Raw genomic sequence first — 588 nt, 5'->3', positions numbered from 1 at the left:
TTCCCTCGCTGGAAGTGGTCCAGAGCCGCGCCCAGGCCATGACGGTCATCCAGTCTCGGATGGCTGCGGGTGTCTGGGGTGGTGCTCGAGGGTGGAACGCTGACCAGTTCGGCCGGCATCGTCTGCCGCTGCTAGTACGGCCCTTCGGGGCGTGGAACGCGCGTGGTGGGTGAGGGTCTGGTTCGTAGGCACGCTGTTGGGTCCTGAGGGAACGGGCCGCCCCGTCTGCAGAGTGTGTGCTGCGGGGTGTTCTGGGATCTCTGTCAGGGCCGGTCTGTATCTCGTACCACCATCTGCCCTGCGGGGTTGCTCTTCGGGGCGGTGATGGGTTCGGCGGGGTCGGGTGGCCGGTGTCTGGTCGTACGTTGAGAACTGCACAGTGGACGCGAGCATCTTCTGACTCTGTATGTAGGAGTTTGTGTAGGCCCGCCTCATCGCTTCCTTCCGGGGGTGTGTGGGGTGGGATTTTTGTGTGGCCAAGTTGTTAAGGGCACACGGTGGATGCCTGGGCACCAGGAGCCGATGAAGGACGTAGGAGGCTGCGATAAGCCTCGGGGAGCTGTCAACCGAGCGTTGATCCGAGGATTT

General features: G+C 63.3%; 1 rRNA gene. It reads left to right on the top strand.

Annotated elements, in window-relative coordinates:
- Positions 1-474: 474 nt before the first annotated feature.
- Positions 475-588 (top strand): 23S ribosomal RNA (locus tag ABD644_RS22660); the annotation flags it as partial.

The organism is Blastococcus jejuensis (assembly GCF_039534705.1).
Classification (GTDB): domain Bacteria; phylum Actinomycetota; class Actinomycetes; order Mycobacteriales; family Geodermatophilaceae; genus Blastococcus_B; species Blastococcus_B jejuensis.
Note: the sequence above shows the minus strand (reverse complement) of the source record. Positions and strands in the feature narration are given on the sequence as shown.